The 15,411-nt window shown below is 68.3% G+C and carries 15 protein-coding genes; 4 read left to right on the top strand and 11 right to left on the bottom strand.

Annotated elements, in window-relative coordinates; genetic code table 11:
- Nucleotides 1–108: 108 nt before the first annotated feature.
- A complete protein-coding gene (locus ASJ79_RS02820; RefSeq protein WP_231750694.1) occupies nucleotides 109–573 on the top strand; it encodes an acyl-CoA thioesterase domain-containing protein in 465 nt (154 codons plus the stop codon).
- Between the two features lie 34 nt (nucleotides 574–607).
- Nucleotides 608–1,753 (top strand): thiolase family protein, encoded by a 1,146-nt coding sequence (locus tag ASJ79_RS02815; RefSeq protein ID WP_067952990.1) that lies wholly within the window; start codon nucleotides 608–610, stop codon nucleotides 1,751–1,753.
- A gap of 51 nt (nucleotides 1,754–1,804) precedes the next feature.
- Here ASJ79_RS02815 and ASJ79_RS02810 read toward each other — a convergent pair whose 3' ends face one another.
- The 8 genes from ASJ79_RS02810 to ASJ79_RS02770 form a co-directional block, all read right to left on the bottom strand.
- A complete protein-coding gene (locus ASJ79_RS02810; RefSeq protein ID WP_067952989.1) occupies nucleotides 1,805–2,995 on the bottom strand; it encodes an acyl-CoA dehydrogenase family protein in 1,191 nt (396 codons plus the stop codon).
- Nucleotides 2,996–2,997: 2 nt separating this feature from the next.
- Nucleotides 2,998–4,038, bottom strand: coding sequence for an acyl-CoA dehydrogenase family protein (locus ASJ79_RS02805; protein ID WP_067952987.1), 1,041 nt, complete (start codon nucleotides 4,036–4,038; stop codon nucleotides 2,998–3,000).
- A 2-nt stretch (nucleotides 4,039–4,040) separates the two neighbouring features.
- Nucleotides 4,041–4,880 carry an amidohydrolase family protein gene (locus ASJ79_RS02800; RefSeq protein WP_067952984.1) on the bottom strand — a complete coding sequence of 280 codons (840 nt, stop codon included), beginning with the start codon at nucleotides 4,878–4,880 and terminating at the stop codon, nucleotides 4,041–4,043.
- The gene (locus ASJ79_RS02795) at nucleotides 4,877–6,502 is read right to left on the bottom strand and encodes an acyl-CoA synthetase (protein ID WP_067952982.1); all 1,626 of its coding nucleotides are present in this window, start codon (nucleotides 6,500–6,502) and stop codon (nucleotides 4,877–4,879) included. The genes ASJ79_RS02800 and ASJ79_RS02795 overlap by 4 nt, the downstream gene beginning before the upstream one ends.
- Before the next feature lies 1 nt (nucleotide 6,503).
- Nucleotides 6,504–7,739 carry an amidohydrolase family protein gene (locus ASJ79_RS02790; protein WP_067952980.1) on the bottom strand — a complete coding sequence of 412 codons (1,236 nt, stop codon included), beginning with the start codon at nucleotides 7,737–7,739 and terminating at the stop codon, nucleotides 6,504–6,506.
- Nucleotides 7,736–8,587, bottom strand: coding sequence for an enoyl-CoA hydratase (locus ASJ79_RS02785; protein ID WP_067952979.1), 852 nt, complete (start codon nucleotides 8,585–8,587; stop codon nucleotides 7,736–7,738). The genes ASJ79_RS02790 and ASJ79_RS02785 overlap by 4 nt, the downstream gene beginning before the upstream one ends.
- Before the next feature lie 288 nt (nucleotides 8,588–8,875).
- A complete protein-coding gene (locus ASJ79_RS02775; protein ID WP_067952975.1) occupies nucleotides 8,876–9,673 on the bottom strand; it encodes an SDR family NAD(P)-dependent oxidoreductase in 798 nt (265 codons plus the stop codon).
- Between the two features lie 19 nt (nucleotides 9,674–9,692).
- A complete protein-coding gene (locus tag ASJ79_RS02770) occupies nucleotides 9,693–10,454 on the bottom strand; it encodes a crotonase/enoyl-CoA hydratase family protein (RefSeq protein WP_067952973.1) in 762 nt (253 codons plus the stop codon).
- A 243-nt stretch (nucleotides 10,455–10,697) separates the two neighbouring features.
- On the opposite strand from ASJ79_RS02770, the gene ASJ79_RS02765 reads away from it, so the two are divergent.
- Nucleotides 10,698–11,450, top strand: a complete 753-nt coding sequence (locus tag ASJ79_RS02765; protein WP_067952970.1) for a TetR/AcrR family transcriptional regulator — start codon at nucleotides 10,698–10,700, stop codon at nucleotides 11,448–11,450.
- 103 nt (nucleotides 11,451–11,553) lie between these two features.
- Here the strand turns inward: ASJ79_RS02765 and ASJ79_RS02760 are convergent, their stop codons facing one another.
- The 3 genes from ASJ79_RS02760 to ASJ79_RS02750 all read right to left on the bottom strand — a co-directional run bounded on the left by ASJ79_RS02760 (nucleotide 11,554) and on the right by ASJ79_RS02750 (nucleotide 14,488).
- A complete protein-coding gene (locus ASJ79_RS02760) occupies nucleotides 11,554–12,729 on the bottom strand; it encodes a thiolase family protein (protein ID WP_067952968.1) in 1,176 nt (391 codons plus the stop codon).
- Nucleotides 12,730–12,807: 78 nt separating this feature from the next.
- Complete coding sequence (locus ASJ79_RS02755; protein WP_067952967.1) at nucleotides 12,808–13,683, bottom strand: enoyl-CoA hydratase/isomerase family protein; 876 nt, start codon at nucleotides 13,681–13,683, stop codon at nucleotides 12,808–12,810.
- Nucleotides 13,684–13,711: 28 nt separating this feature from the next.
- A complete protein-coding gene (locus ASJ79_RS02750; RefSeq protein WP_067952965.1) occupies nucleotides 13,712–14,488 on the bottom strand; it encodes a FadR/GntR family transcriptional regulator in 777 nt (258 codons plus the stop codon).
- A 110-nt stretch (nucleotides 14,489–14,598) separates the two neighbouring features.
- Between ASJ79_RS02750 and ASJ79_RS02745 the strand changes: the two genes are divergently transcribed.
- Nucleotides 14,599–15,399, top strand: coding sequence for an enoyl-CoA hydratase/isomerase family protein (locus tag ASJ79_RS02745; RefSeq protein ID WP_067952963.1), 801 nt, complete (start codon nucleotides 14,599–14,601; stop codon nucleotides 15,397–15,399).
- Nucleotides 15,400–15,411: the final 12 nt, after the last annotated feature.

The raw sequence follows: 15,411 nt of genomic DNA, 5'->3' as shown, positions 1-15,411 counted from the left end.
CCTCCCGCGTCATCGGTGACGCTGTGCGCCAGTATCTTGCGGAGAGCAGCGGCGAGACGGCCTTCCGTGCGCCCATCGTGCGGTCTTTCACCCGGGCGATCCGGCTACGTGGGGCGGCCGACCTCGTCGCTGCCGGACTCCCCCGCCGCGCCGATGCGGCCGGTCAGCGAGGGGCAGCGCCGGCTGCCCGACGACGGCACCGACCGCACCTACATCCAGAGCCTGCACTGGCGCTGGCTCAACGACATCCTGCACAGCGAGCGGGCCGAGTGCTGGGCCACCCCGCTGGTCGATCTCGTCGCCGGCGAGGAGATGACCCCGGCACAGCGGTTGTTCGCCGTCGCCGACATCGCCAACGGCATGGGCAGCCGGCTCGACACCGACAGGTACACGTTCCTCAACACCGACCTGGCCGTGCACATCAATCGGCTGCCGGTGGGCCCGTGGATCGGTGTCCGGGCCGAGAACCATTACGGCGCCGACGGAGTGGGCGTGTCGCGGGGCATGTTGTTCGACGAGACCGGGCCCGTGGCGGCGGTTCAGCAGGCACAACTGGTGCGGCGGCGCCCGTAACACCTCACCGATATCCTCCGAAAGGACTCTCACCATGCACGACGTCGCGATCATCGGGGTCGGACTGCACCCGTTCGGCCGGTTCGAGGGCAAGACCGCGATGCAGATGGGTGTCGACGCGATCACCGCCGCGGTTTCCGACGCCGGCGTGTCGTGGAACGACATCCAGTTCGGGGTCGGCGGCAGCTGGACCGTGGCGAATCCCGACGCGATCGTCGGCATGGTCGGGTTGTCCGGCATCCCGTTCACCAACGTGTTCAACGCCTGCGCCACCGCGGCCAGCGCGACGAAGGCGTGTGCCGACGGAATCCGGTTGGGCGACTACGAGATCGGCATCGCCGTCGGCCTGGACAAGCATCCCCGTGGCGCGTTCACCGAAGACCCCGGCCTGGTCGGCATGCCGAGCTGGTACGCCGAGAACGGTCAGTACCTGACCACGCAGTTCTTCGGCATGAAGGCCAACCGCTATCTGCACGAACACGGCATCGGCCACCGGACGCTGGCCAAGGTGGTCAACAAGAACCTGCGCAACGGGGCGCTGAACCCCAACGCCTTCCGTCGCAAGCCGATGGACGAGGACGCGATCCTGAACTCACCGATGCTGAACTACCCGCTGACGCAGTACATGTTCTGCTCGCCCGACGAAGGCGCCGCCGCGGTGGTGATGTGCCGGGCCGACCTCGCGCACCGCTACACCGACAAACCGGTCTTCGTGCGCGCGGTGGAGGTCCGCACCCGCCGCTACGGCGCCTACGAGGTGAACACGACGTTCGCGCCGGTAGACGAGGACGTCGCCCCCACCGTGTACGCGTCGCGCGCGGCGTTCGAGAAGGCCGGCATCGAACCGGCCGACGTCGACGTGATCCAGTTGCAGGACACCGACGCCGGCGCCGAGATCATCCACATGGCCGAGGCCGGGTTCTGCGCCGACGGGGACCAGGAGAAGCTGATCGCCGACGGTGCGACCGAGATCGGTGGGGCGATGCCGGTCAACACCGACGGCGGGCTGCTGGCCAACGGCGAGCCGATCGGTGCGTCCGGGTTGCGCCAGATCCACGAGATCGTCCGCCAGTTGCGCGGCCAGGCCGGTGACCGGCAGATCCCCGGTGAACCGAAGGTCGGCTTCGCCCAGCTCTACGGAGCGCCGGGCACCGCGGGCGCCACCATCCTCACCACGTAGCGATTTCGGCGTAATTCGTCAACACCTGCGTGACCAACTACGCCGAAATCGCTAGGACTTCGGCGGCGAGTAGCTCGGTTTGCCGAGACCCAGCACGTACTGCGCGATCATGTTGCGGAACACCTCAAGGGTGCCGCCGTAGATGCCGACCAGCGGAGCGAACCGGTAGACGTACTCGGAGGCGCCGTCGTCGGCGGCGCCGTCGGTACCCAGCGGCAGCGCCGAGGCAGTGCCCATGATGTCCATCAGATCCGGCGAGATGTCGCGCATGGTCTGCGCGATCGCGACCCGGCCGAAGATCGACGGCGCCGAAAGCGACGCCTCCAGCCGGGCCACGCTGCGGCCCAGCCGGCAGCCGACCGATCCGTCGTCGATCAGCCTGTGCCCGTTGGGGTCCGGGATCGTCGACTTCTCCGCGGCCTTGTCCACCGCGGCCGCCATGAACATGGCCTGATGCGTCATGATCGCCACGTCGGCCAGTCCGTCGTCGGCTGCTTCGACCGCGCCGTGTTCGGCGTTGAGCGGTTCCCGCACCACCGTCCAACCGTCGTTGACCTCGCCGAGCCGATAGCGGTCGTCGACGCGGACGTCGCTGTAGTACACGATGTTGGTGCGGTCGCCGTCGACGGTGCGGATGCCCTGGATCTCGATGCCCGGGGAGTCCAGCGGCACCAGGAACATGGTGAGGCTCTTGTGTTTCGGCGCGCTCGGATCGGTGTTGGTGATCAGGAAGACGTACTGGCAGTTGTGCGCGCCCGTGGTGAACATCTTCGAGCCGTTGATGATCCAGCTCGACCCGTCCGCTTCCCGTACCGCCCTCGTCTTGCAGGTCGCGACGTCGGATCCGCCCTCGGGCTCGGTGTAACCGAGGCAGAGCCGCACGTGCCCGCTGTAGACCCGGGGCAGCACTTCCTCTTTGAGTTCCGGCGACCCGAACTTCGCGACCGACTTCGCGATCATCGCCGTCGTCCCCGACGTCACCCACGGCACGTGGGCGCGCCGCTTCTCCAGTTCCCAGATCCGTCGCTGCACCCGGGTGAACGCCCGCCCGGAATCGGGGTTCCAGTCCCGGTCCAGATAGCCGGCCGCGCCGAGCGCCAGATGCACGCCCTCGTCGAAGTTGTCACCGGTCTCGCGGTCGCGGCGGATGACGTCCTCGGTGACGATCTCGCCGAGGAACGTCCGGACCTCGTCGAGGAACTTCTGGTCCTCGTCGGACAGCTCCACCCGTGAGAAGTCCATGTTCAGTTCCGTCCTTCGCGGTCGGCGACGATCCCGGCGATGTACTTGGCGGTCGCGCCCGGGTCTCCGCCGGCGATCGCCCAGCCCCGGGCCCGCACCAGGTACGCCGTCGCGGCGGCCTCCGCCGACACCCCGAGCCCGCCCTGCACGTGGACGGCCATCGTGGCCGCCTTGGCCGCCTCCTCGGCCATGAACACGAACGCCGACGGCGCCAGCTCGCGGCGTTCGTCGGGCTCGTTGTCGAGAAACCAGGCTGCCCGGCGCGCCAGGTTACGACCACCCTGCACGGTGATCGCGATGTTGGCCAGCGGATGTGAGATCGCCTGCAACGTCGCGATCGGCACGCCCAGGGTGTAGCGGGTCTTGGAGAACTCGGCGGCGATCGTCATGGTCTCCTCGACCAGACCGACCAGCGCGGCCCCCGTCAACAGCCGCCACTCGTCGAGCGCGCGTTGATATTCCGCCAGTGCCGCGGCGCCGCCGGCCAGCACGGTGCGACTGTCCGCGGCCGCGGGGTCGACCCACGCCATCGGCAGCTTCCCGATGTTGTCCACCCGCGCCGGGCGCGTCGAGAACCCGAGCAGCACCACGTCGTCGCCGTCGCGGACGACGATGTGGTCGGCGACGGACCCCGCCGGGATCAACCTGACGCCGGAGGTGTCGTCCTGCTCGGGATCCAGCGCGACGACCTGTTGCCCGCTGACGATGTCGGCATCGATCGACCCGAGCCGGGCCAGCAACCGGGCGGCCACCACGTGGTCGATCCACGGCACCGGCGCCAGCGACCGGCCGATCTCCTCGGCGACGAGCGTCAGGTCGACCAGGGTCGCCCCGTCACCACCGACGGACTCGGGCAGCGCCATCGTCGTGGCCCCCATGGCGCACAACCGTTCCCACAGGTTCTTGTCGAACCCGGTCTCCTCGGCGGCGCGCACCGTCTCGATGGTGCAGCGCGTGGCGAAGAAGTCCTTGTAGGCGGCCTGCAGAGCCTGATGATCCTCGGACAGGCTGTAGTCCAGCCTGCGCAGTTCGTACCGGTCCACGGTCAGGTCTCCTGTTCTGCGGGTCCGAAGAAGAAGTCGTCGGCGTTGTTGTACAGGTAGTTGTCGAGTACGTCGGGTGGCAGATCCAGCGCCAGCGCCTCCGGCACAACCCGGCTCTGGCGCAGCACCGGCCAGTCCGACGCGAAGATCACCTTGTTCTTGCCGCGGGTGCGCATGAAGTGCAGCAGGCTGTCGGGCAGGCGTTTCGGTGACCAGGCCGACGTCATGATCCGCAGGTTGGCGTACTTGATCAACATCCGGATGGCGACGTCCCACCAGGGGTCGGCGCCGTGGATCATGCACAACTTCAGTTCGGGGAACCGGACGCAGACCCGGTCGAGGTGGATCGGGTTCTGCACTTCACCGGGGATCGGCGGGCCGGGCAGTCCGGTGTTGACACACAGCGGCAGGCCGAGTTCGGCGCACTTGGTGTAGAGCGGGTAGTAGACGGCGTCGCTGGGCGGATACATGCCGTCGCCCCAGAAGCTGGGCCCCACAGCGGCATAGGCGACGGGCAGGTCAGCGGTGACCGCGGCGAGTTCACGCAACGACGGCATCGGGCGAAGGAGGTTGACCCCGCCGATGGCGAGGGCGAACTTGTCCGGCCGTTCCTCGACGAACTTGCGGGCGGTGACCGACGGTTTGGCGAGGTTGTCCATCAGGATGGCCTTCTCGACACCGTGCTCGGCCATCTCGTCGAGCAGCGCCGGCAGCTCGACCTGGTCGTAGAGGGACTGCGGCCCCTTGAAGTAGTCGTCGCGGACCTTGAGCATGAATTCCGGTTGCTTGGCGGTCTCACCGAAGTGCACGTTGACCAGACAGTCGATGACTCGGTGGGTCACGGCTGACCCACCACGGTGTCGCGCTGTGTCGCTTGGCTTTTGGCCCACCGGTAATCCGCCTTGCCGTTACCCAGCCGACGTACCTTGTCGACGAACAGGAAGTCCTTGGGCGCCTTGAACCCGGCCAGCACAGCGGTGCACGCGAGCCGCAACGCCTCGGGACCGACGTCGGCATCGGGCGCCTTCTCGATCAACGCGACCACCTCCTGCCCCCAGCGCTCGCTGTCGCGGCCCACCACCAGCGCGTCGACGACACCGGGCTGGGCGCGCAGCACCTCCTCGACCTCCTCGACGAACACCTTCTCGCCGCCGGTGTTGATCACCAGCGAGTCCCGGCCGTGGAGACGCAGCGTGCCGTCGGCCTCCAGCGAGGCGCGGTCCCCGGAGATCACCACCCGCCGCCCGTCGACCTCGGGGAAGGTGCGCCGGGTGGCGTCGGCATCGTCGAAGTAGCCCAACGGGATCCGACCTTCGCGCGCCACCCAGCCGACCTCGTCGTCCCCGGGCTCCAGGAACCGGGTGCGGTCCGCGGACAGCAGCACCACCCCGTCGCGCCGCTCGAAGGTGTCTTTGCGGTCGTCGCGCAGGCTGCGGCCGAACGCCATGTTGCCGGTCTCCGACGACCCGTAGCCGTTGATCAGCGTGATCTGCGGCAGCAGCTCCAACAGCGCGTCCTGGTGGCGCTGGTTGGTCGCCGCCCCGCCGGTGCCGATCGCGAACAGCGACGACAGCTCGTAGGGCCGCCTCCGCAGCTCGGCGATCAACGGTCCGGCGTAGGCGTCGCCGACCATCGTCATCAGCCCGACCTTCTCCCGCTCGGCGGTCTCCAGCACCGCCGCCGCGTCGAGGGTCGGTTTGTCGTACAGAATCACGGTCTGCCCGTTGAGCAGCGCGGCGAACGCGGTCCACATGCCGGCCGCGTGCATCAGCGGGGACACCGCGAACCAGGGCGGCCCCGCATGCTGCACCTTGGCGTGGATCTCGGCGACGGACTCGTGGTCGGCGCCGTTCATCGACACCACGTACGTGTCGGACTGGCGCCACATCACACCTTTGGGTCGACCGGTGGTGCCGCCGGTGCAGATCATCATCACGTCGTCGGGCGACGGCGTGATCGGCTGGTCGACGTCACCTGCGGCAAGCGCGTCGTCCAGCGTGACGGCGCCCGTCAACTCCGGTACGTCACTGCCGTCGTCGATCGAGATCATCACGTCCACCCCGTCCCGGGGCAACACGTCGGCGAACTTCGCGCCGAGGCAGCGGTGGAAGACGACCGCCCGCGGCCGCAGGTAGGTCAGCAGTTCGTCGACCTCACGCGGTGTGTAGTTGAAATTCACGTTGACCGGCACCGCGCGTGCCTTCAGCGCGCCGATCACCATGTCCGGGTACAGATCGTTGTGCATGATCAGCGCGACCCTGTCCTGGCCGCACTCCCAGCCCTGCAGCGTGTCCCGCTCCCGGTGGGCGCCGATCCCGCCGGCGCACAGGAAGTTCGCCAGGCGCCGGGTGCGGTCGGCGGTCTGCGCGTAGGTGCTGCGGCGGTCCCCGCACACCGTCATCAGCCGGTCGGGTACGGCCTCGGCGATGGCGTCGACGACACCGCCGATGGTCCACTGCCCCATGTCAGGCCGAGACGCCGTGGACGAGGGTAAGAGCGTTGTCGCGCATCACCTTCCGGGTGTCCTCGTGGCTGAACTCGGGGAACTGCGGGATGTCGGCGGTGAACGACGTCGGATCGGCCAGGCCCTCACCGTGCGGCCAGTCGGAGCCGAACAGGATCTTGTCCACACCGATGGTCTCGGCCAGCTGCTTCACGTCGTCCTCGTAGTACGGCGCGATCCACACGTTGTCGCGCAGCTGCTCGACCGGATCCTGCTTGTAGTGGTACGGCGCGTTGTTGGCGGACTTCTTGAGCCGCTTGATCAGCCGGTACACGAAGTAGGAGCCGTTCTCGATGCTGGCGACCTTGAGCTTGGGGTGCCGGGTGAACACCTGGTGGACGATCATCGCGGCGATGGTGTCGTGGATGGCGCGGTCGTCCATGATCACCATGTCGAGCGGGTCGCGCTTCCCGAAGCCCTTGAACACTCCGCTGCCGCCCCACAGCGCGGGGATGGCCATGTAACCGGAGTCGGACAGGTGGAAGACCACCGGGACGCCGGCCTCGGCCAGCCGCGCCCACACGGGGTCGTGCGCCGGGTCGCCGAGCGAGCGGGGCCGGACCTCGCCGGGCACCGGCGCGGGCCGCACACACACGATCTTGGCGCCCCGGCTCAGGACAAAATCGACCTCCTCGACGGCCTTCTGCACGTCGGCGAGCGAGATGATCGGCGCGGCGAGGATGCGATGATCCGGCCGGTCGAACCCCCAGTCCTCGTCGAGCCACAGGTTGAAGGCGTGGACCGAGGCCATGGTGGCCGGGATGTCGTGCTTGAGCCCCTCCTCGACGCCGCAGGCGAAGGTGGGCAGCATGAACACCGTCTCCAGGTTCTGCTTGTCGAGGATCTTCACCCGGGCGTCGCGGTTCTGGTACTCGGGATGGTCGGCGAGCCGGTCGACCTTCATCAGCGACGCCGGGTCCACACCCTCGGGGATCTCCCCCCGGAACAGCAGGTCGAGGCAGCCGGGCTCGATGATCGGGTCGAACGTGGGATTCGGGATGAAGTGGTTGATCACCCCGCCGAACACCGCGTAGGTGCGCTTGCCGTCGGTGAGCATCTGCACCCCGCGGCTGCGGAACTCCTTGGGCAGATGCCGGGTGAACGCGTCCAGCGGCTCGTAGTAGTGGTTGTCGACGTCGATCGCCCGGTAGTCCAGGGGCTGTGGCGCAGTCCGCTGCACTTCATCCTGGATCGTCATGGCGTCTCCTCCTTCAGCGGCGGAAAGCTGGGCTGTCTCTTCTCGAAGAAGGCGGTGATGCCTTCGATGAAATCGGGCCGGAGCATGGACTCGTGCATCAGTTTCTCTGCTCCGGCGCTGGTGTCGGGCAGGTTTCGCAAAGCGTCCCGGTAGACCTGCTGCTTGATCACCGCGAGCGCACTGGGCGCACAGTTGCGGGCGATGTCCTCGGCGTAGGCCAGCGTGTGCGCCATCAGGTCCTCCGGGGCGAGGACGTCCTTGACCAGGCCCAGCTCCTTGGCCTCCTCGGCGTGGAAGGTGCGCCCGGACAGCAGCAGATCCAGCGCCGCGCCCCAGCCGACGACCCGTGGCAGGATCCACGAGATCCCGCACTCGGCGATCAGGCCGCGCCGGGCGAACGCGGTGGTGAACTTTGCACCGGCCGCGGCGAACCGGACGTCGCACATCAGCGCCTGCGTCAGCCCGATACCGGCGCACGCCCCGTTGATCGCCGCGATCAGCGGTTTGCGCAACTCGGTGACGAAGTGCGGATGCCGCTCCCCCACGAGCAGGGACACATCAGTGTCACCGGCGGATTCGTCGGCGCCGCTGATCGAGTCCAGGTCCCCCATGTCGGCGCCGGCGCAGAACGCCCGTCCGTTGCCGGTGAGCACGATGACGCGGACGTCCGGGTCGGCCTCGGCCCGGTCGATGCACCGGTAGAACGCGTGGGCCAGCCCTCCTCCCCACGAGTTCATCCGCTCGGGACGGTTCAGCGTCAGAACCGCGACGCCGCTGTCCCGCAGCTCGAACAGCACCGGCTCGGCGGTTTCGGCGGCCGGCTCCGCGGCGCGGTCGACAGCGCTCACCCACGGACCTCCTCGCTCAGTAGATGCACATACTGTACACCTATCGGTAGTGGCGTCCGCAACCGTCGGCGGGCCCCGTCAGCCGACCACCCCCGGGTTCTGGTACGCGGCGCGAATCTCGTTCTGCGACAAGGCTGGCCGCTCAGACCGAGGGCTTCGCGAGTGCGGATACGCGCCGATCGGGAGGCCCGGCACCGAGGCCCCGAACGTGAGGGCCCAGCCCCAGTGCGTCGCATGGCTGACCAGCTCCGGTGCGAGCTGGTGCAGCATCCGCCCGGCGGACCTCCGTCAGGTGAAGTCGCTACCGCCGTCGACGTTGATGTCGGCGCCGGTCATGTATGAGTTGCGCCGCGACGCCAAAAACGCGACGACAGGCCCGATCTCGGCCGGCAGGCCGGCGCGCGGCAGGTGTGCCGGATGTCCGAAATGCTCGTCGATGGCGGCCATCAACGCATAGGGGTCGGTGCCGTCGACACCGACCGACTCGGCCCACCCGACAAGCGCCTCGGACGCGATGCTGCCGGGCGAGACCACGTTGACCAGGATCTCGTCGCGGGCCAGCAGCAGCGACAGGTTCTTCGAGATGCTGGTGACCATCGCCTTGGCGGCGGTGTAGGCCGGCAGGATGACGCTCTGCCGCTGCGTCGAGTGCGCCGAGAAGTTCACGATGCGCGCCCACGGCGCCGCCCGCAGCATCGGCAACGCGGCGCGGACACACCGCACCATGCCCATCGCACCCTGGTCGACGGCCCGGCGCCAGTGGTCGTCGGTGAGTTCGTCGAACGTGCCACGCACGTCGGGTCCGACAGCGTTGACCAGGATGTTGAGCTCACCGTTCCACCGGTCACCCAACTCGGCGAAGGCGCGCCGGACGGCCGCCTCGTCGCCGGTGTCTGCGACCACCCCGACGGCGTCGGGGCTTCCCCGGTCCCGCAACCGGTCCGCGGCGGCGTCGAGCACGTCTCGGGTCCGGCCGATCAGCGCCACGCGCGCTCCGTCGTCGGCGAAGCAGTCTGCGGCGGCCCGCCCCATACCGCGGCCTCCGCCGACGACGACGGCGGTGGCGTCCCTCAGGCCCAGGTCCATTCGCGGGTGCCGGGCCCGGTCAGGTCCCCGTCCAGTTCGGCTTGCGCTTCTCGGCGAACGCGGTCGCGCCCTCCATCGCGTCCTTGGACGAGAACACCGGCATGACGAGTTCGCCCTGCTTCTTCCACATCTCGGCTTCGGTCCAGTCGGCGGATCTCATGATGACCTCTTTGGTCACCGCGACCGCGAGCGGACCGTTGGCGGTGATGCGTTCGGCCAGTGCCAGTGCACCCTCGAGCGCTCCGCCCGGTTCGGTCAGCACGTTGACGAAACCCCACTGTGAGGCTTCCTCAGCGGTGAAGCTGTCGCCGGTGAGCGCCAGCTCGAGTGCCTTCTGGTACGGGATGCGCTTCTGCAGGCGCAGCAGACCACCGCCGGCGGCGACGAGGCCGCGCTTGACCTCGGGGATGCCGAACTTCGCGTTCTTGGCGGCCACGATCAGATCGGTGGCCAGCACGATCTCTGTGCCGCCGGCCAGCGCGTAGCCCTCGACCGCGGCGATCACCGGCTTGCGCGGCGGCCGCTCGGTGAAGCCGACCCCGCGGCCTTCGATCGCGGGCACCTCACCGGCCATGAACGCCTTCAGGTCCATGCCCGCGCAGAAATTGCCGCCGGCACCGGTGATGATCGCCACGGACAACTCGGGAGTGCCGTCGAGTTCGTCCATCGCATCCGCCAGCCCCTGCGCCACCGCGAGGTTGAAGGCGTTGCGCGCCTCCGGACGGTTGATGGTGATGATCAGCACCCGGTCCCGGCGTTCCAGAAGAACCTCGTCAGCCACTTGTCGCCCTTCACCTTTCGAGTGGGATGTCGCCGCGTATCGCTGGAAAAGCTTACTATAGGACTTACAGTAATAAGGTGGAACAGCGGCGCCCGGCTGCGGTCCGGGCACAGGCGGTAAGGTCGCCCACACGGCGATACCGCTACCCGGCTGCAAAGACGCAGGCCAGCGTACCCACCGCCGGTGAATTCCCGACGACCGCCACGCTGTGAACACAGCATGGAAACGATGGAGGTGCCCTGAGTGGCCAAGCAGGCGACCGCGCAGAAACGTCAACGGCGCGAGCGCGGATCCATCAACCCCGACGACATCATCAAGGGCGCCTTCGAACTCGCCGAACAGGTCGGCATCGACAATCTGAGCATGCCGCTGCTCGGCAAGCACCTCGGCGTCGGCGTCACGAGCATCTACTGGTACTTCCGCAAGAAAGACGACCTGCTCAACGCGATGACCGATCGGGCGTTGCGCCAGTACGCGTTCGCCACTCCTTATGTGGAGGCCAAGGATTGGCGCGAGACGCTGGCCAACCATGCCCGCTCGATGCGGCAGACGTTCAACGGCAACCCGATCCTGTGTGATCTGATCCTGATCCGCTCGGCGTTGAGCCCGCGGGCGGCGAAGGTGGGTGTCCAGGAGGTGGAGCGCGCGATCGGCAGCCTCGTCGAGGCCGGCCTGTCCCCCGAGGACGCGTTCGACACCTACTCCGCGATGTCGGTCCACGTCCGCGGATCGGTGGTGCTGCAGCGTCTCCGCGAGAAGAACCTGGCCGGCGAGGACGGCCACGGCGACATCGACGACACGATGACCATCGATCCGGAAACCGCCCCGCTGCTGGCCGCCGTCACGCAGAAGGGCCATCACCTGAGCGCGTCAGACGACCGCAACTTCGAGTTCGGTCTGCAGTGCATCCTCGACCACGCCGAGCGGCTCATCGAGCAGAACGCCAAGCCGGCCCGCAAGGCGACGGCGACCAAGGCCACCACGCGCAAGCGCTGACCCGCACGCCATGCGCCGACCTCCCGCCGAAATGGCATTCCAGCAGGCCGCTACTCGCACTTTGCCTGCTGGAATGCAAGTTCGGCGGAGGGGTTGAAGAGGGTCAGACCTCGATGACGACGCCGCCACCCTGGCCGCCGCCGGCGCACATCGCCGCGACACCGATGCCGCCGCCGCGGCGCTGCAGCTCGTAGATCAGCGTGGTGACCATCCGCGCGCCCGAGGCCGCGATCGGATGTCCGAGGCTGCAGCCGCTGCCGGAGAAGTTGACCAGTTCCTCGTCGATGCCGTACTCGCGGACCGCGGCGATCGGCACGGACGCGAACGCCTCGTTGATCTCCCACAACGTCACGTCGGACGGCTTCAGCCCGGCCCGGTCCAGCACCTTGCCGATGACCCGGACCCCGCCCAGCCCGGTGTCGCGCGGGGCCACGCCGACCGCGCCCCAGGCCCTGACCTTGGCCATCACGGTGAGCCCGTTCGAGGCGGCGTAGTCGGCCTCGACGAGGGCCACGCCCGCGGCGGCGTCGTTGGTGCCGCTGCTGTTGCCCGCGGTGATCGAGAAGCCCTCGATCTCGGGGTGCAGCACCTTCAGCCCGGCCAGCTTCTCGACCGTGGTGTCGCGGCGCGGGTGCTCGTCGACGCTGAAGTCGATCACCGAACCGTCGAACTGCTCGACCTTCAGCGGCACGATCTCGTCGACGAACTTGCCGGCGTCGATCGCGGCGACGGCCCGCTGGTGCGACCGGGCGGCCCACGCGTCCATCTCCTCGCGGCTGATGCCCGCGGCCTGCGCGGTGTTCCATCCGACGGTGATCGACATGTCCTTGGTCGGGGCGTCGGGGGTCTCGACGTGCGTGGGCGGCATCCACCGTTCTTCGAACTTCAGCTCGGGGCCGGGGATGCGCCAGTTGGTCAGCGGGGTCATCGACAGGGACTGCACGCCGCCGGCGATCAGCACCCGTTCCATACCGGAACCGATCTGCGCCGACGCGTTGCCGATCGCGGTGAGGCTGCCCGCGCAGTGCCGGTTCACCGACTGACCGGGCACGTGCTGCAACCCGGCGGCATCAGCGGCATAGCGCGCGAGATCGCCACCGCCGTAGTGGGATTCAGCGAAGATGACGTCGTCGATGTCAGCGGGGTCGACGCCGGAGCGGCGAATGACCTCGGGCAGCACCGTGGTGATCAGCGTTTCGGGCGGGGTGTTGACGAGTGTGCCCTTGAACGAGCGGCCGATGGCCGTCCTGGCAGCACCGACGATGACGGGTGTTGGCATGCTCTCGACCTCGGTTCCGTGACAGACAGACGTTACAAAACTAGCAGATAGTGTAGCGCCGGAAGAAGGTGAGGCGGGTCACTCCGGTTCAGGGACGTGGAAATGCTCGTCACGCAGCCGGAACGCCTCCTTGGTGCCGTGCTGCGCGCGGGTCTTGACGAAGTTGAACTCGCCGTCGGCGAACTGCAGGTTCGTCCCGTACGCGTGGAACAGATAGCTGGCCACCTCTTCGCCCTGGTAGGCCTGGCTCTGCTCGACGAGCCGGAACGCCTCCTTGGCGATGACGACGCCGTCGGCGGGCATCTTCGCGGCCTTCTCCGCCCAGTACCGCGCCCTGGCCGGCACGGAGTCAGCGTCGCAGGTGTCGGTGAAGACACCCAGGTGCTCGACGTCGCCGGCCCGGATGATGTCCCCGGTCAGCAGCAGCCGCCTGGCCAGCACCGGACCGAGGCGGTGGAAGAACATGTGCAGGCTGCCCAGCGCCGGGCCCAGGAAACGGGTCGCGGGCATCCCGATCCGGGTGTCGCGGGCGATCACCGAGATGTCGGTCATCAGCGCCATCTCGAAGCCACCGCCGAGCGCGTAACCGCTGATCTCGCCCACGGTGACCTTCGGGAAACCCATCAGGTTGTGGTAGAAGCCGAACGACTTACGGTCGACGGTGAGCCGCCTGCGCTGGCTGGGCCTGCTCTTCGCCTGTGCTTTCTGGCCCGCCCCGTACCAGCCGTAGGCGTTGTTCATGTCCGCGCCGGTGCTGAACACCCCGTCGGCCCCCCGCAACACCACCACGGTGATGTCGTCGTCCTCGGCGACCTCGTCGAGGTAACGCGCCATCAGGTCCCGCATCGACGCGTCGTAGGAGTTGCGCTGCCCGGGATTGTTCAGCGTGATGGTGGCGATGCGCTTGTCGCGCTCGACCTCGAACAGCACGCGGTTGTCTTCGGTGGTGGTCATGGCGCTTTCCTGTCGGTTGCCGGGGGTGTCAACGATCGTGGTTGGTGATCAGCTTGGCTTCGATGGTTCTGTCCGAGCCCGCGGACAGGGTGTTGCGGCGCGCGGCGGCGAGGTGGTCGTGCGCCAATCGCATTGCACGCGTGGCGTTTCCGTCGGCGATGGCCTCGACGATACGGTGGTGGTCGCGCAGTGCGGCCCGCATCGTCCTCGGCCGCATCAGATCGTCGGGGTGGTACTCGTCGCTCCACACCGAGGACTCGTGGGCCGACCAGATGACCTCGAGCGACCCGATCAGCAGGATCATCGGCTCGTTGCCGCACCGGGACACGATCGCCTCGTGGAACCGGCGCGCGTCGGGGACGTAGCGCGACGGGGTGTCGAGCTGTTCGACCTGCGCATCGATCGCCGCCCGCAGGTGCGGCACCACCTCGGTCAGCCGGTCCTCGCGCGCCGCGCACATCCCGGCGCACACCGGTTCCAGATGCAGCAGCGCCTCGCTGACGTCGGCCGGGGTCGCCGACCGCGTCTGCAGCACCATCCCGATCATCTGCGCCGTGCGTTCGGCCGAGGGCAGGTGCACCACCGCGCCCCCGATGTTGCCGCGCCGCACCGAGATCAGGCCGTCGGACTCCAGGATGTGGATCGCCTCGCGCACCGCCGGCGGACTCACCCCGAACTCGGCGAAAAGGGTTTCCTGCGAAGGCAGTACATCCCCTTCCCGGAGGCGTCCGGTCAGGATGTCCTCGCGCAGCCGGGACGCCACGAGCTCTGCGACCCGCGGCTGACGAATGCGCTGTGCCGGCACTGTTCCCTCGACGGCCTTTCCTTGCTAAGTTGTACAGGATAGTAATCGTAGTGCCAACTGTATGGCTATCTGTATAGCCCTGTCCGCAGTGCCCGAAAGGACGGTGCCTGGTGCACGACGACGCCGGCGCGGTGCGAACCGATCGGGACGACGCCGTCCTGCGGATCACCTTGGATCGCCCGCAACGGCGGAACTCGTTGAGCCACCGGATGATCGACGACCTCATAGGCACCCTGACCAGCGCCGCGTCGGACGATTCGCTGCGCGCGATCCACCTCAGCGGTGCCGGTGACGACTTCTGCTCCGGCGCCGACTGGGTGGCCACCAACAGCAGCGACCGCAAACCCAGGCCCGGCAACCTCGTCCGGCGCGTCCCGCACGCCGCCAACCGGGTGGTCGAACTGATCGCGACGATCCAGCTGCCGGTCATCTGCACGGTGCGCGGCTGGGCGGTCGGACTCGGCGCCAACCTCGCGCTCGCCGCGGATTTCACCCTGGCCACCCCGGAGGCGAACCTGTGGGAGCCGTTCATCGACCGCGGGTTCAGCCCCGATTCCGGCTCCACGTGGCTGCTCCCCCGCCTGGCCGGGGTGGCGCGCGCCCGGCGCATGCTGCTGCTCGGCGAGAAGGTGACCGGCGCCGAAGCGGCGGACTGGGGACTGATCCATCAGGCCGTACCGGCCGACGCGATCGACGCGGCCGCCGACGAGTTGGTGACCAGACTGGCGGCCGGGCCGACCGTCGCGATCGGACTGGCCAAGCAGGCGATCGGCTACGGGCTGCACGCGACCCTGCCCCAGTCGATGGCCCACGAGTTGGCGAGCTTGGAACTGGCCTGCCGGACAACGGATTTCAAGGAGGGGCTGGCCGCGTTCCGGGCCCGCCGCGCCCCCGATTTCAAGGGCAGATGAGGAAAGAAGGCA

The organism is Mycobacterium sp. NAZ190054 (genome assembly GCF_001545925.1).
GTDB lineage: Bacteria > Actinomycetota > Actinomycetes > Mycobacteriales > Mycobacteriaceae > Mycobacterium.
The sequence above is the reverse complement of the archived record's forward strand: the minus strand, read 5'-3'. Positions and strand labels throughout refer to the sequence as shown.

What these genes read in the sequence shown, in the direction of transcription:
- ASJ79_RS02810 (WP_067952989.1), bottom strand. Translation starts at nt 2,995, where the DNA reads ATGGACTTCTCACGGGTGGAGCTGTCCGACGAGGACCAGAAGTTCCTC.
- ASJ79_RS02815 (WP_067952990.1), top strand. Translation starts at nt 608, where the DNA reads ATGCACGACGTCGCGATCATCGGGGTCGGACTGCACCCGTTCGGCCGG.
- ASJ79_RS02795 (WP_067952982.1), bottom strand. Translation starts at nt 6,502, where the DNA reads ATGGGGCAGTGGACCATCGGCGGTGTCGTCGACGCCATCGCCGAGGCC.
- ASJ79_RS02760 (WP_067952968.1), bottom strand. Translation starts at nt 12,729, where the DNA reads ATGCCAACACCCGTCATCGTCGGTGCTGCCAGGACGGCCATCGGCCGC.
- ASJ79_RS02790 (WP_067952980.1), bottom strand. Translation starts at nt 7,739, where the DNA reads ATGACGATCCAGGATGAAGTGCAGCGGACTGCGCCACAGCCCCTGGAC.
- ASJ79_RS02755 (WP_067952967.1), bottom strand. Translation starts at nt 13,683, where the DNA reads ATGACCACCACCGAAGACAACCGCGTGCTGTTCGAGGTCGAGCGCGAC.
- ASJ79_RS02775 (WP_067952975.1), bottom strand. Translation starts at nt 9,673, where the DNA reads ATGGACCTGGGCCTGAGGGACGCCACCGCCGTCGTCGTCGGCGGAGGC.